At 65.6% G+C, this 15,701-nt stretch carries 12 protein-coding genes; 2 read left to right on the plus strand and 10 right to left on the minus strand.

The genetic code is table 11. The annotated features are described in order from the left end of the window. The 8 genes from H6A21_RS10110 to H6A21_RS10145 form a co-directional block, all read right to left on the minus strand. On the minus strand, positions 1-363 hold a 363-nt coding region (locus H6A21_RS10110), incomplete at its 3' end, for a hypothetical protein (RefSeq protein WP_204562619.1). Continuing rightward, positions 356-1,018: a 5-bromo-4-chloroindolyl phosphate hydrolysis family protein gene (locus H6A21_RS10115; protein WP_204562620.1), complete on the minus strand. Its 663-nt coding sequence runs from the start codon at positions 1,016-1,018 to the stop codon at positions 356-358. The genes H6A21_RS10110 and H6A21_RS10115, both read right to left, overlap by 8 nt. Positions 1,019-1,031: 13 nt before the next feature. Then, positions 1,032-2,780 carry a vWA domain-containing protein gene (locus tag H6A21_RS10120; protein WP_204562621.1) on the minus strand — a complete coding sequence of 583 codons (1,749 nt, stop codon included), beginning with the start codon at positions 2,778-2,780 and terminating at the stop codon, positions 1,032-1,034. Positions 2,781-3,121: 341 nt separating this feature from the next. Beyond that, entirely contained in the window at positions 3,122-3,823 is a 702-nt protein-coding gene (locus tag H6A21_RS10125; protein WP_204562622.1) for an ABC transporter ATP-binding protein, read from the minus strand. Between the two features lie 2 nt (positions 3,824-3,825). Then, positions 3,826-4,701, minus strand: a complete 876-nt coding sequence (locus H6A21_RS10130) for an ABC transporter ATP-binding protein (RefSeq protein WP_204562623.1) — start codon at positions 4,699-4,701, stop codon at positions 3,826-3,828. Further along, entirely contained in the window at positions 4,694-5,782 is a 1,089-nt protein-coding gene (locus tag H6A21_RS10135; RefSeq protein ID WP_204562624.1) for a branched-chain amino acid ABC transporter permease, read from the minus strand. Before H6A21_RS10135 ends, H6A21_RS10130 begins: the two co-directional genes overlap by 8 nt. Before the next feature lie 8 nt (positions 5,783-5,790). Next, complete coding sequence (locus H6A21_RS10140; protein WP_204562625.1) at positions 5,791-6,672, minus strand: branched-chain amino acid ABC transporter permease; 882 nt, start codon at positions 6,670-6,672, stop codon at positions 5,791-5,793. Positions 6,673-6,761: 89 nt separating this feature from the next. Continuing rightward, positions 6,762-8,030 (minus strand): ABC transporter substrate-binding protein, encoded by a 1,269-nt coding sequence (locus H6A21_RS10145; protein ID WP_204562626.1) that lies wholly within the window; start codon positions 8,028-8,030, stop codon positions 6,762-6,764. Between the two features lie 582 nt (positions 8,031-8,612). Between H6A21_RS10145 and H6A21_RS10150 the strand changes: the two genes are divergently transcribed. After that, positions 8,613-9,950: a homoserine dehydrogenase gene (locus H6A21_RS10150; RefSeq protein ID WP_204562627.1), complete on the plus strand. Its 1,338-nt coding sequence runs from the start codon at positions 8,613-8,615 to the stop codon at positions 9,948-9,950. A gap of 385 nt (positions 9,951-10,335) precedes the next feature. Here the strand turns inward: H6A21_RS10150 and H6A21_RS10155 are convergent, their stop codons facing one another. Next, positions 10,336-10,728, minus strand: a complete 393-nt coding sequence (locus H6A21_RS10155; protein WP_204562628.1) for a metallopeptidase family protein — start codon at positions 10,726-10,728, stop codon at positions 10,336-10,338. 24 nt (positions 10,729-10,752) lie between these two features. Further along, a complete protein-coding gene (locus H6A21_RS10160; protein WP_204562629.1) occupies positions 10,753-11,583 on the minus strand; it encodes an alpha/beta hydrolase in 831 nt (276 codons plus the stop codon). Between the two features lie 244 nt (positions 11,584-11,827). Here H6A21_RS10160 and H6A21_RS10165 point away from each other — a divergent pair, with 244 nt between their 5' ends. Next, positions 11,828-15,571: a phosphoribosylformylglycinamidine synthase gene (locus H6A21_RS10165; protein ID WP_204562630.1), complete on the plus strand. Its 3,744-nt coding sequence runs from the start codon at positions 11,828-11,830 to the stop codon at positions 15,569-15,571. Positions 15,572-15,701 lie beyond the last annotated feature (130 nt).

Below are 15,701 nucleotides of genomic sequence, written 5' to 3' on the forward strand. Positions count from 1 at the left end.
GGGCGAGTTCAGCACGATCTGTTCTGACACGGGCTCGATTCCCCGTTCATGTCCGTATGCCACCGCAGCTTGCGATGAGGGAAACAGGTAGTCCATGCCCTCGATGGGCGCCTCCATCATGGCGAGCGACCCCGCCTTGCGATAGCCGATGGAAAGCGCCGCCTGCTCCGCCAGGCTGATGAACTCGGGGTCATCGAACAAAGAGATCTTTTCGCCGCCGAGATATCCCGTCATCTCGATGGGCTCCACCGGTGCGGGCGCAGGCTCGGGCTCGGGCTGCGCCTGCCGAAACAGCATCGCGCCGCCGACGATAAGCACCGCCGCGAGCACGCATATCAATCCGATGATCCTGCCCTTAGACATCCTCTTGTTCCATTCTTCCACCACCATCAGACGACGTCGCGTCCGCCGGTGCATCCGGCTTGTATCCATCCATCTCCATCAGGCGTTTAATGGCCTCCGAGCTTGCCTCGAGCTCCGATGCCTTCGCACCGGTCGCACGCGCAAGCTCACCTTTGGCCGCACCCTGCAGCGCTGCGAGCGCCTCGAGCGCATCCGCGTGCGCGCCCCGCAGAAGCTCTGGCGTGCTCAAGCGCTCGACAGCCAGATAGCCATCGAGCATGCGCACGCATTGGTCCGCATAGGTCGACAGAAAATGGCCGAGGCGCCGATAGGTAGCCGGCTGTTCCTCGACCGCCGTGACGAGCGCGCTGATATCGCGCAAGAGATCGTCCACCTCGCGGTTGATGGCCGCATCGCGGATCTTGCCGCGACGCGTCCCGATTTCGCGCACGAGCCGATGCGCCGCGTCAATCTTCTCCACCGCGGCATCCCCTTCGGGAAGCATGCTCGCCGCCACGCCCGCCAGCCGACGCTCGGGACGCAGCAGCGCGCCGACGCCCACATACAGAAGCCCTGCGACTGCGACGCCCACCGCGAGCCCCAAAGCGCCGCCGATGAACACCGCGCATGCAATGCCCGCTGCGATGCCCGCTATCGCGCCTACGACATACCCCATATACCCGTGCACCCTAGTTGTAACCTTTGACCTGGCGGAAGACCGATGCAAGGTCTCCGGAGCGCCCGTCGAAGGTCCGTCCGTTGGATAAGCTCGAAAGCTCATCGAGCTGCGTGGGGTCGGCATCGCCGAACATGATGGGAAAGATAGGCACGTCCACGGCCGCCTCGGCGTAGGCGGAGATGAACGCGTCGCGCGTGTACGTCTCGGATACGCCATCGCTCATGAGGGCGATCGCAACCGTGTAGCCGCCCTCGGTCTTCGCCTGGCGTGCGAAATCGAGCGCGCGTATGAGGGCCGCGTACATGTCGGTACCGCCGATGGCCTCGCGATCCCGCGCGTACCGGAGCAGCCCCGCGGTATCGGAACCCGTCGCGACGAGCGCCTCGTCAGGCTGCCCGGCAAACGGGATGAGCACGTTCACGTCATCCTCGGTCGGCTGGATCATGGACTCTGCCGCGCGCGCCGGGTCAAGCGCTTGGGTGAGCCCGTCGACGACACCCTGCTTACCCGCGCCGAGCATCGAGCCGGAGTAGTCGACAGCCCACACGGTATAGGAGGCCTTCTTGAGACCGGTCTGGTAGAGCGTGAGCGCCTGCGAGATCACATCGCCTGCCGGCAGCGGAATTGACTTGAGCGCACTCGCATCCTCGATGATCCCCCACCCGGAGCTGAACGCCTGCTCGACTTCGGCATCATCGGCATGAACGACCTTTCCTCCCAAGCCCGTTCGCCGTCCCACGCGCTCCATCTCGAGGGCGGCCTCAGGCTCGGCGAGCGCCTCCTGGAAACTCTTAAAGGCGGATTCGACCTCTTCGCTCTGCCCGCGGTCGACGAACGCCAGAGGGCTGTCGGACACCGCTATGCCGTCGGCCGGGTAGATGACGAGCATCGGCTCATCACCCGCCTCCTCGAGTTCACGGTTCGCCTGCGAGACGAGCGATTCGTAGTTCACCATCGCCTGGTGCTGATCGGGGTCGGCCACGACCATCTCCTTCAGCCAGTCAGACGAACCTGAGGAGCGGTCCACGCCATCAAGCAGTGCCGCCACCCGGCCGGTAAGGTTACCGTCGGCGAGGTCCTCGGAGGTAAGCGGCCCGTCGGCTTCCGACAGCGCCGTCAAGAAGGCGAGGTAAGCAGAGGCTCCACTGTTCGACTGCGTCGCCGATGTCATGGCGAACGTAAGCCTTCCCTCCTGCACAGCCTCGAGAATCTCGGCGGTTGTAGGCGAGGTCGTCGTACCCGACTCGTCTGCCCACCCGAGCTCTATTGCTTTCGATTTCGCGATGCCGAACACGACGGGCGTCGTCGAGGTCGACTGCACGTTGCGCGTGATACGCTGCGTGTCGCCCATCGAGATCCACATGGACGAGGCGGGCCAGACGGCGTCGTAGTCCTCGCCGCCCGCTTCGAGCGCCGCCATGATATCGAGCGAACCCATGTAGTGCATCTCGACGGCAACGCCGGTGGCGCCGACGGCGTGCTTGATGGCGCGCGCCGCCTCCTTGTTTTCGGAGCCTGACGCAATCTTAAGTGTGGCCACCGGTTCGCCGTCGGCCAGATCGAACGTCTGGACATTATCCTGCTCGGCCACGGTCACGCCTGCGACCTCTGAGGGCTCCTGGGAGTCTGTCTGGGTCGAAATGTCGGAGGCCGCTTCAGGGGCGCTCTCCGTCAGACCGGAGCACCCCACGAGCACCATGCACAGCACGACCATCAGCACGCTTGCCAGAAACCCTGCCGCAAACCGATGACCCTTCATGGCGAAACCTCCGCCCAAACCGCTTGAATTACCCAAGCTACCTGTGGTTTTGCCATTCTATCAAACGCATATCAGAGCAATGTAAAGCCCGCGGACGCGCCGCTTCGCCAGCGGCAAGCGAACTAGCGCGCCCGCGAGCATGGATGATCGAGGCGAATGGAAGGAGCTTCCTGCGCTTTTTCATCCAGGAAGCTCCTTCAAAAGGAGACTCTCATGCAAGCCCGAAAGCAGACACGGGTATGCGCGCAGAAAAGGCGGCCGGCCTCCCATGCGGGAAGCCGGCCGCCGAAACCGTGGCAGATGGGCTATCCCAGCTGCCAAGCTAGCCGCTCTGCTTCGCGTCAGCCGCCCAGATAGGCCTTGCGGACGTCGTCGTTGTGCAGCAGATCCTGACCGGAACCGGACAGCGTGATGGTGCCGGTCTCCATGACGTAGCCGCGCGTGGCGATCGAAAGCGCCGCCTGGGCGTTCTGCTCGACGAGCAGAATCGTCGTGCCCGCCTGGTGCAGCGCCTGGATGATCTCGAAGATCTGCTCGACCAGGATGGGCGCCAGGCCCATCGACGGCTCGTCGAGCATGAGCAGCTTCGGGTTGGCCATGAGCGCGCGACCCATGGCGAGCATCTGCTGCTCGCCGCCCGACAGCGTGCCGGCGATCTGGCGGCGGCGCTCCGCGAGGCGCGGGAAGTGCTCGTAGACGCGCTCGAGATTGCTCGCGATGGTCTCCTTGGGCTGCGTGTAGGCGCCCATGTCGAGGTTCTCCTCGACCGTCATCTGCTGGAAGATGCGACGGCCCTCGGGAACGTGCACAAGGCCCTGCTCCACGATCTTCTCGGCAGGGGCGTGCATGATGTCGGTGTCCATGAACTTGATGGAGCCCGAACGCGAGCGCAGAAGGCCCGAGAGCGTCTTAAGCGTCGTGGACTTGCCGGCGCCGTTCGCGCCGATGAGCGCGACGATCTCGCCATCGTTGACCTCGAAGGAGACGTTCTTGATGGCGTGGATCGCGCCATACCACACGTTGATGTTATAGACGGAAAGCATCTTTACGCCTCGACCTCCTTCTGCTTACCGAGGTAGGCCTCGATGACGGCGTCGTTCTGCTGGATCTCCTCGGGCGTGCCCTTGGCGATGATCTTGCCGAAGTTGAGCACGCAGATGCCCTCGCAGATGTTCATGACGAGGTTCATGTCGTGCTCGATGAGCATGATGGCGATCTGGAACTGATCGCGGATCTTGACGATGTTCTCCATGAGCTCAGCCGTCTCGGACGGGTTCATGCCCGCCGCCGGCTCGTCGAGCAGCAGCAGCTTCGGGTTCGTGGCCAGCGCGCGAACGATCTCGAGACGACGCTGGGCGCCGTAGGGAAGGCTTCCCGCCTCGTGGTCGGCAAGGCCGGCCATGTCGAAGATGTCGAGCAGCTCGAGCGCGCGCTCGTGGTAGTACTTCTCGCTCTTCCAGTGATGGGGCAGGCGCAGGATGGAGGTCGCCATGCCGCAGTGGTGCTGGTTGTGCAGGCCGACCGCGACGTTCTCCTCCACCGTCAGCGTGTTGAACAGGCGGATGTTCTGGAACGTACGCGCCACGCCCAAGCGGTTCACGCGCGCCGGGTCGAGGCCGGCGGTGTCGTGGCCGTCGACCATGATGGTTCCGCGCGTGGGCTGGTAGACCTTGGTGAGCAGGTTGAACACCGTGGTCTTGCCGGCACCGTTGGGGCCGATGAGACCGCAGATCTCGGTGCGGCCGACAGTGATGTTGAAGTCATCGACGGCCTTAAGACCGCCGAAGTCGATGCCCAGATGCAGGCACTCGAGCGCAGGGGCACGGCCCAGGTCGCGCTCGGGCATGATGGACACGCTCGGCACCGGCACCATCTTGGTGCTCTCGCGACGCTGCTTGGCAAAATCGGTGAACTTACTCATTGCCCTCACCGCCTTCCGTGGCCGCGGCAGGGGTCTTGGACTCACGGTGCAGCTTGGAGCGCAGGGCCTCGGCCGCGCGCTGGTAGAGCTTCGTGTTGGGCACGACCATCACGAGGATGAGGACCACAGCGTAGATGAGCATGCGGTAGTTGTTGATCGGGCGCAGCACCTCGGGCAGCACCGTGAGGAAGGCCGCCGAGATGATGGAACCGGAGATGTTGCCCATGCCACCCAGGACCACATACACCAGAATCAGGATCGACTGGTTGAAGTCGAACTGCGACGGCGTGATGGTCGAGTAGTTCATGGCGTACAGAACGCCTGCGGCACCCGCCAGGGCGGAGGCCACGGTGAAGGCCATGAGGCGGTACTTGGTGACGTTGATGCCCACGCTCTCCGCGGCGATGCGGTTGTCGCGCACAGCCATGATGGCACGGCCGTCGCGGCTGTGCATGAGGTTGAGCACCACGGCCACGGTGATGAGCACGAGCAGGATGCCCAAGGCGAACGTCGAGATCTTATCGATGCCGACGGCACCCTTGGGGCCGTTGATGAGGATGGTGCCCTGCGTCATGCCGAGCGACGAGCTGTCGGTCATCGAGAAGTGCAGGCCGGCGTCATCGACACCGATATAGAAGTTGTTCAGCAGGTTCTTGATGATCTCGCCAAACGCCAGGGTCACGATGGCCAGGTAGTCGCCGCGCAGGCGCATGACGGGGATGCCCACCAAAAAGCCGATGATGCCAGCCGCGACGGCACCGATCACGGCAGCCGCCACGAACAGCAGGATCTCGGACTCGACGCCCATGCGCGTAAGGCAACCCGCGGCCACGACGCCCGTGAAGGCGCCGACGCTCATGAAGCCCGCATGGCCGAGCGACAGCTCGCCCGACACGCCGACGACGAGGTTCAGCGATACGGCGAGCGACACGTATGCACAGATGGGAACGAGCTGGCCGGACAGCGAGTTGGAAATGAAGCCCATGCCGTCGAGCACCGTGACCGCGAAGAACGCAACGATCACGATGGCATAAGTGATGATCGTCGAGCGCGTCTGCGGCTTCAAAGCCTTGATACCCATAGTCTCACCTACACCTTCTCGTTCACGGGCTTGCCGAGCAAGCCGGCCGGACGGATGAGCAGCATGACGATGAGCACCGCGAAGACCACGGCGTCAGCGAGCTGCGTGGAGATGTAGGCGCGGGCCAGGATCTCGATGATGCCCAGCAGCACGCCGCCGAGCGCCGCACCGGGAATGGAGCCGATGCCGCCGAGCACCGCCGCCGTGAAGGCCTTGATGCCGGGCATGGAGCCGGTCGTGGGCATGAGCGTGGGGTACGCGGAGCACATGAGGATACCCGCAATGGCCGCGAGGCCCGAGCCGATGGCGAACACCATCGAGATGGTGGAGTTCACGTTGATGCCCATGAGCTGAGCGGCGTCGCGATCCTCGGAGCAGGCGCGCATGGCCTTGCCCATCTTGGTCTTCGTGGTGAAGAGCGTGAGCGCGACCATAATGATCACGCACGCGAGGATGGTGATCACCGCGGTGGCGCTGATGGTGAGACGACCGTCAAAGAGCTGCAGCGCAGGCAGGGCGATGATGGACGAGAACGACTTGGGGTCGGAGCCCATGATGATGAGCGCCGCGTTCTGCAGGAAGTAGCTCACGCCGATGGCGGTGATGAGGACGTTGAGCGACGGGGCGTTGCGCAGGGGCTTATAGGCGAGACGCTCGACCACGATGCCCAGCACCGTGCAGCCGATGACCGACAGCACGACGCCCGCAAGGGCGGGAAGCCCGAGGTAGCTCACGGCGCAGAAGCAGATATAGGCGCCAACCATGATGACGTCGCCGTGGGCGAAGTTGAGCATCTTGGCGATGCCGTACACCATGGTGTAGCCCAGAGCGATGATGGCGTACACGCTGCCGAGGCTCGCACCGTTGATGATATTGGCGAGAATTTCCATGGCCCCTCCTTTCCACTTTTCATAAACCGAAAGCGGAGGCCGCCCTGCGGCAGGCAGCCTCCGCTCAATCCGTACGTATGCGTTAAGCCTTAGGCATCGAGCGGCATGTAGACGCCGTCCTGAATGACCATGCCCATGGGCTGCTTGGAGATCTCGCCGGTATCGGACCAGGTGGCAGCCTCGCCGGCGGTGGTGAGGCCCGTGAACGAGAAGTCACCGGAAGTGAAGACCTCGACGAGCGCGTCGCAGATGTCGGAGTAATCGGCATCGGCGGCCACGCCAGCCTGCTCGAGGGCGTCCTTGAGCGCATAGACGCAGTCGTAGGCGTCGGCGGCGAACTGGTTGGGGGTCTCGCTGGCAACCTCCTCGAACTTGGCGACGAAGTCCTGGGTGGCCTCGTCCTCGGCGGTGGCGACGAACGGGGTCAGCAGCATGCAGCCCTCGGCGAGCGAGGTGTCGAAGCCCTCGACGGTCAGAAGGCCGTCCATGCCGTCGACGCCGAACCACTTGGGCGCATAGCCCATCTGGTTGGCCTGGGTGAGGATCAGCGAGATCGGGGTGTAGTAGATCGGCAGGAACACCAGGTCGGCACCGGCGTTCTTCGCGTCGTTCAGCTGCACGGAGAAGTCGGTCGCGGAGTCATCGGTGAAGGTGGTCTCGGACACGATCTCCAGACCGTCGGCCTCGGCCTCGGCCTTGAAGCTGTTGTAGATGCCGGTGGAGTAGGTGTCGGAGTTGTTGTAGATGATGGCGATCTTGGTGCCAAGCGCCTGCTCGGAGATGTACTGTGCAGAGGCCGCACCCTGGTTGGGGTCGGTGAAGCACATCTGGAAGACGTTCTCCTTGCGCGGCGTGGAGATGTTGCCGTCCGCGTCGGGCTGGCCGCCGATGACGTCGGTCGAGGAGCCGGACGGGGTGATCTGGAACATGTTGTCGGCGTTGGTCTCGGAGGACACGGCCACGCACGGGGTGGTGGTGACGGTGCCCATGAGGATCTGCATGCCCCAGTCCTTGAGGTTGTTGTAGGCGTTGACGGAACGCTCGGCGTCGTTCTCGTCGTCCTGGAAGTTGAGCTCGAACTGGATGTCGCCGCCCTCGGCGTTGATCTCGTCGACAGCGATCTGGGCACCGTTCTTCACCGCGTTGCCGTAGATGGCCGCAGCGCCGGTGGTGGGTCCGATGCCGCCGATCTTGAAGGTGGCGCCAGAAGCGGAGCCGGAGGTGCTGCCGGCGGACTGGCCGCCCTCATCGTTGGAGCAGCCGGCGAGAACGCCCGCGGCCCCCAGACCGGCAATTCCTGCAATGATGCTCCTGCGGCTGACGACAGGGTTGAACGACGTACCGTTGAGGCTCGACATAGCGGCTCTCCTCTCACGTTGCGGCCGGGGTGCGACCCCGGCGAAAAATGGAACGACCACCGATGGGACCGGAACGCTTCCCCCCGTTTTCCCGTTGCCGGTGGTGCGGTCTACCTTACTCGTTTTGTATAGAAAAGGTAAGGCGTGCATACGCCGCCTGCGGGCCCGTGCGCGCCCCTTTTTTCGACTCCCCCGATTCGACCTGCAGTTTTTCTGCGAGCCCACCGGCATAACGACGTGTTACATCTCTGTTACACCACGGAGCTAAAGTGCATCCTTGGGCGCAGGTCGAAAACGGCGCCGTCCCACGCGCGGTGCGCCCGGGCGCCCGATCGCTGAGAGCTCGCAGCCGGCAACCGCGATGAGCTGCGCGTTTGCGACCGCGGTCGCGCCGCCTTGTCGCGCTGGGCGCGCGGCCCTTCTCATCTGGCGGCTCCCAAGACGGGCCGGCACGCCCATGATTGACCCCGCCCCATGTTTCCAGTCGGCGGCGCGTGCCGTTTGTGAGCGCGCCGGCGCCCCCGCGCATGGCACAATGGGTGGCGGACACCATCGACCATCTGCAACGCGATAGGAGACACCATGGACAGCACCCCGCGCACCGTCAACGTCGGCCTCATCGGCCTGGGAACCGTGGGCGGCGGCGTCGCCCGCCTCATCGCCCGCCATCGCGACGAGTACCTCTCCGCCTACGGCATCGACCTGCGCATCAAGAAGGCGAGCGCGCTCGAGGTCTCCCGCGCCGCCGAGCTCGGCATCGCGCCGGAGAACTTCACGACCGACTGGCACGATGTCGTGGCCGATCCCGACATCGACATCGTCATCGAGCTCATCGGCGGCGAGCACCCCGCCACCGAGATCTTCGAGGCGGCGCTCACCTCCGGCAAGCACATGGTGTCCGCGAACAAGGCCCTGCTCGGCCGCCATGTCGAGCGCCTGGCCAAGCTCGCCGCGGAAAACGGCGTGCAGATCCGCTGCGAGGCCTCCGCGGGTGGCGGCATCCCCATCGTCAACGCGCTCGAGCACGCGCTCGTGGGCAACGAGATCCTCACGGTGGCCGGCATCCTGAACGGCACCACCAACTACATTCTCTCGCGCATGGACGCCGAGGGTCTCGACTTCGACGAGGTGCTCGCCGACGCGCAGCGCCTGGGCTACGCCGAGGCCGATCCCACCGCCGATGTCGACGGCTTCGACGCCGCGAGCAAGGTGGCCATCCTCTCGTCCATCGCGTTCCACACCCGCGTGACCACCGACGACGTGTACCAGGAGGGCATCCGCAAGGTGTCCGCAGCCGACATCGAGCAGGCGAAGAGCCTCGGCTACGTGGTCAAGCTGCTGGGCATCGCCCGCAACACGGCGGACGGCGTCGACGTGCGCGTGCACCCCACCATGATTCCCGCCAACCACATGCTCGCCAGCGTGAACGGCGCCATGAACGCTGTGTACGTCGTGGGCGACGCCGTGGGAGAGACCATGTTCTACGGCGCGGGCGCCGGCTCCTTCCCCACCGCCTCGGCCGTCGTGGGCGACGTGCTCGAGCTCGCCGACGCGATCTCGCACAACGACCGCGTCCAGGCCGAGATCGAGCCCTTCGGGCGCGTGCTGCCCATCCGCTCCGTCGAGGACCTCGCCACGCGCTATTACATCCGCCTCGTGGTCGATGACGAGGTGGGCACGCTCGCCCCGGTCGTGGACACGTTTGCCCGCCACGGCGTATCGATCTCGACCATCAACCAGCTGCACGATGGCGACGGCACGAAGTGCTCTGTCGTGTTCCTCACCCACACGGCGACCGAGCGCGACCTGCAGGCGCTGCGCGCCGACCTCGAGGCGCTCGAGCCCGTGCGCGAGGTGGCGAGCGTCATCCGCATCGAGGACGTGGACGCCTGGGCGGAGGGCGCCGAGGCGAACGAGTAGGCCCGCGACGGCGCACAGTCCTTTGCATGCCCAGCCCGCGTCCGGCTAGCCAGCCGGACGCGGGTTTTTCCGACGAAAAGCGTTCTCCGAGACCTGGCGGTACCAAATTCGCGACTTTTGAGAGGTTGCAATCAGCCCGAAGTTGCTCGATCACACCGGCTGCATAGAGTTTTTAATTTACCTGCGTTAATGACGAATGTTTTGCATACTTTTGGATGTTTTGGCGCGGTCAGAAACCCACCGATTTGATGAGATATCTCAAAAGTCGCGGATTTGACACCTCACCGGCAGGGCCACGGTTATATGCGGCGACTCCGCCGCATATAACCGTGGCCCTGCCGTCAGATAATGAATCGCACCTGCCGGCAGCAGACGGCCGGCGTCCCTAGCGGTAGCCCATCTCCTCGAGCATGGCCTCGTCGTTGCCGAAGTAGTGCCCGACCTCGTGGATCACGGTCTTGCGAACCTCCTCGTGCACGCGCTCGCGCCCCTCGAAGCAGCGCTCGTGCGGCCCCTTGAAGATCGTGATGACATCCGGCAGGTCGCCCTCGCCGTAGTACGCGCCGCGCTCGGTGAGCGGCAGGCCGTCATAGAGCCCCAGAAGCTCGTCGTCGCATACCTCTGCCCCGTCGCTGTCCATGGCGGCAAGCTGATCGTCATCGGGCTCATCCGCCACGGTAACGATGACATTCTCCAACGCCTCGAACAGATGGTCCGGGATGCTATCCAGCGCGTCGGAAACGATGCCTTCGAACTCCTCGTCGGTCATGCGGTACATACGGTAATCCTTCCTGCGCCCACGCTAGCGGGGGTCCTCCTCGAGCCACTCGACGGCAAGATCGATCCAACGCGCAACATGCTCGTCGAGATGCGCCTCATCGACGCCGGTCTGCTCGGTGGCAAGCGAAAGCCCATGGCGGCCGCGGTGGAACACATGGCAATCGAAGTCCACACCCGCCCGATCGAGTGCCTCGGCATAGGCGAAGGTGTTGGCCGGCGGCACGAAGGCATCGGCCGCGGTGTGCCATATAAACGTGCGCGGCGTATCGCGGTCCACAAGGTTCTGCACCGCATCGAGCTCGCCGTCGACACACAGGACACGCGCGATGACCTCGTCATCCGGCCAGCCGAGCGAGAAGTCGATCACGGGATAGCACAGCACCTGCGCCGCCACGGAGATGTCGCGCATCGCGCAATCCGCCTCGAAGGGAAAGCTCAGACGACGCGAGACGGCGGAGTACGCGGCGCACAGGTGCGCTCCCGCCGAGAAGCCGACGAGCGCGATGCGGTCCTCGTCGACCGACCACTCCTCCGCATGTGCGCGCACCGTAGCCACGGCATGCGCGAGGTCGTAGAGCGGATAGGGCAGCAGCGCCGTGCCGCGCGCTGCCTCCGCATGGTCGAGCACGGTGTAGTCGACCACGAACGCCTGGTAGCCGCGAGCCAAAAACGCGAGCGCGATGGGCTCCGCCTCGCGCTCCGAGCAGCGCTGGTAGCCGCCTCCGGGACAGATGACCACCGCGGGGCGCAGACGTCCGGCCTGCACGGGGATGTTGTCCTGCAGATACAGCGTCATCGTGGGGGTCTTTTTGCCGTAGGGTTGACGAGGAAGCTCGATGGTCTCGATTCGCATGGATGGCTCCGTTCTGTTGTCGACAGGAATAAAGATACCCAGACGGTCGCGCCTCAAGCGCCTGCCCGCCCACACATTCTGGCAACGATGTGCCCCTCCCCGGCTCACGCGCCCGCGAACCTTCGCCTGTCGTATCATGGAAGGGTTAGCACACCGTGCGGCTGAAGGTACCGGAAGCTGACGCCTCTGGCAGCCGCTGCCGCGCGGAACCCACGGCCACATCCGTACAGGAAGGCAGGATTCAATGGTCTCACGCATCTATGTGGAGAAGAAGCCCGGCTTTGACGTCGAGGCATCGCAGCTCAAGGCGGAGCTGACGAGCATCCTCGGCATCAGCGGCCTCGACGGCTTGCGTCTCCTCAACCGCTACGACGTGGAGGGCGCCGACGAGAAGCTGTTCGCGCGCTGCACGCCCGTGGTGTTCTCGGAGCCCCAGGTCGACGTCACCTACGACGAGCTGCCCGACGTGCCCGGCGCGACCGTGTTCGCCGTCGAGTTCCTGCCCGGCCAGTTCGACCAACGCGCCGACTCCGCGAGCGAGTGCATCCAGCTCATCAGCCAGGGCGAGCGCCCCACCGTGCGCTCCGCCAAGGTCTACATCCTGACCGGCAGCCTTTCCGATGCGGATGTCGACGCCATCAAACACTACGTGGTCAACCCTGTCGAGGCGCGTCTCGCCAGCCTCGAGAAGCCCGAGACGCTCACCACCGAGGTCCCCGATCCCGAGCCCGTCGAGGTGCTCGACGGCTTCCGTGAGCTCTCGCCCGAGGAGCTGGCGACCTTCATCGCCGAGCGCGGTCTTGCCATGGACGAGGCCGACATCGCGTTTTGCCAGCAGTACTTCCTCGACGAGGGCCGCGACCCGACCATCACCGAGATCCGCGTGATCGATACCTACTGGTCCGACCACTGCCGCCACACCACCTTCGGCACCGTGCTCACCGACGTCGCGATCGACGACGAGGTCGTCCAGGCCGCCTTCGACCGCTACATGGAGATCCGCCATGAGCTCGGCCGCGATGAGAAGCCCGTCTGCCTCATGGACATGGGCACCATCGGCGCCAAGTACCTTAAAGCAACCGGCAAGCTCAAGAACCTCGACGAGTCCGAGGAGATCAACGCCTGCACCGTGCGCGTGACCGTCGACGTCGACGGCGAGGACCAGGACTGGCTCTTCCTGTTCAAGAACGAGACCCACAACCACCCGACCGAGATCGAGCCCTTCGGCGGCGCGGCGACCTGCATCGGCGGCGCCATCCGCGACCCGCTCTCCGGCCGCAGCTACGTGTACCAGGCGATGCGCGTGACCGGCGCGGCCGACCCGACCGTGCCCGTGTCCGAGACGCTCGCCGGCAAGCTGCCGCAGCGCAAGCTCGTGACCACCGCCGCAGCAGGCTATTCCAGCTACGGCAACCAGATCGGCCTGGCGACCGGCCAGGTCTCCGAGCTCTACCACCCCGGCTACGTGGCCAAGCGCATGGAGATCGGCGCCGTCGTGGGCGCCACGCCGGCCGACCACGTGCGCCGCGAGTGCCCTGCGCCCGGCGACAAGATCATCCTGCTCGGCGGCCGCACCGGCCGTGACGGCATCGGCGGCGCCACCGGCTCGTCCAAGGCGCATAACGTCGAGTCCATCGAAAAGGACGGCGCCGAGGTCCAGAAGGGCAACGCCCCCATGGAGCGCAAGCTGCAGCGCCTGTTCCGCCGCGGCGATGCCTGCCGCCTCATCAAGCGCTGCAACGACTTCGGCGCGGGCGGCGTGTCTGTTGCCGTCGGCGAGCTTGCCGACGGCCTGTACATCGACCTCGACCAGGTAACCAAGAAGTACGAGGGCCTCGACGGCACCGAGCTTGCCATCTCCGAGTCCCAGGAGCGCATGGCCGTGGCTGTGGCCGAGGACGACGTCGACGAGTTCATGGGCTACGCCGCCGAGGAGAACCTCGAGGCGACCGTGATCGCCGAAGTCACCCACGAGCCGCGCGTCCGCATGGCCTGGCAGGGCGTGGCCATCGTCGACCTCACCCGCGAGTTCCTGGCATCCAACGGCGCGCCCAAGCACCAGGCGGCGCACGTGGAGGCCCGCTCCGTATGGCAGCCCGCCTGGGAGGGCACGACGCTCGCCGAGCGCATGACGAGCCTCGTCACCGACCTGAACGTGTGCTCCAACAAGGGCCTTTCCGAGCGCTTCGACTCCACCATCGGCGCGGCGACCGTGCTCATGCCCTTCGGCGGCAAGACCCAGCTCACGCCCGCCGAGGCCATGGTCGCCAAGTTCCCTGTCGACGGCGAGACCACCACGGCCTCCGCGATGGCCTGGGGCTTCAACCCCTTCCTGATGGAAGCAGACCAGTTCGCAGGCGCCTACCTGTCCGTCGTGGAGTCCGTGGCCAAGCTCGTGGCCGCCGGCTTCGCGCACGAGAGCGCCTACCTCACCTTCCAGGAGTACTTCGAGCGTCTGCGCACCGAGCCCGAGCGCTGGGGCAAGCCCGTCGCGGCGGTGCTGGGCGCCCTCATGGCCCAGCTCGACCTCGGCATCGGCGCCATCGGCGGCAAGGACTCCATGTCCGGCTCGTTCGAGGACCTCGACGTGCCGCCCACGCTCGTCTCCTTCGCCGTCGCCGTCGGCCGCGCCTCCCGTGCGCTGTCGCCGGAGTTCAAGGGCATCACGCACCGCGTCGTGCGCATCGCGCCGGCCACCTACGACGAGGACTGGCGCCCCAACGCCGCCCAGCTGCTCGACGTCTTCTCCTTCGTGGAGAAGCTCGGCGAGGCGGGCGCCGCGCTCGCCATCTCCACGCCCGGCTACGGCGGGTGCGCCGAGGCCCTGTTCAAGATGTGCCTCGGCAACCAGATCGGCCTTGAGCTCGCCGAGGACGTCGATGTCGACAGCCTGTTCGAGCCCATGTACGGCAGCTTCATCGTCGAGCTCGCCGAGGACGCGGACGACGTGCTCGAGAGCGCGCCGGCAGGCATCGTCATCGAGCCGCTCGGCACCACGGTCGAGGCCTACGTGCTCGACTACGCCGACGAGACGATCGACCTCGCCGAGCTGCAGGAGGCGTGGGAGAGCGCACTCGAGGGCGTGTTCCCCTACCGCACGCCCGCCGATGCGGCCGAGCAGCTGCCCGCCGTCGAGCCCATCACCTACACGGCGGCCTCCCCGCACGCCTATGCCGGCGAGAAGTTCGCGCGCCCGCGCGTGATCATCCCGGTGTTCCCGGGCAACAACTGCGAGTACGACTCCGCGCGCGCCTTCACCGCCGCCGGCGCCGTGGCCGACACCTTCGTCATCAACAACCTCACGCCCGAGGCCGTGGCCGAGAGCACCCATGAGCTGGCGCGCCGCATACGCGAAAGCCAGATCGTCATGATCCCCGGCGGCTTTTCCGGCGGCGACGAGCCCGACGGCTCCGCCAAGTTCATCACGGCGTTCTTCCGTGCGCCCGAGGTCACCGAGGCGGTCCGCGATCTGCTGAAGAACCGCGACGGCCTCATGCTCGGCATCTGCAACGGCTTCCAGGCGCTCGTGAAGCTGGGCCTCGTGCCCTACGGCGACATCGTCGACGCCACCCCGGACGCCCCGACGCTGACGTTCAACACCATCGGACGCCACCAGAGCCGCCTGGTGCGCACGCGCGTGGCCTCGAGCCTCTCTCCGTGGCTTTCCGCCTGCACGCCCGGCGACATCTACACCGTGGCCATCTCCCACGGCGAGGGCCGCTTCGTGGCCAACGACGACGTGCTCGCGAAGCTCGTCGCAGGCGGTCAGGTCGCCACGCAGTACGTCGACGCGGACGGCACGCCGTCCATGAACCTCGACGTGAACCCGAACGGCTCGGTTGCCGCCATCGAGGGCATCACGAGCCCGGACGGCCGCGTGTTCGGCAAGATGGGCCATGTGGAGCGCCGCGGCGAGGGCCTGTACGCCAACGTCCCCGGCGAGAAGTTCATGCCAATCTTCGAAAGCGGCGTGGCCTACTTCGCCTAAATTGCCATGAGGGCGGCTCGGGTGCTTCCCGAGCCGCCCTTTCTTTGTGTCCTCATCGGGGACGGGGTTGTTTGGAGACACCGGGGCGCGATCGCGCCCCGGTGTCTCCAAACAACCCCGTCCCCGATGA

It is taken from the genome of Collinsella tanakaei, from assembly GCF_016902615.1.
GTDB classification, from domain to species: Bacteria; Actinomycetota; Coriobacteriia; order Coriobacteriales; family Coriobacteriaceae; genus Collinsella; species Collinsella tanakaei_A.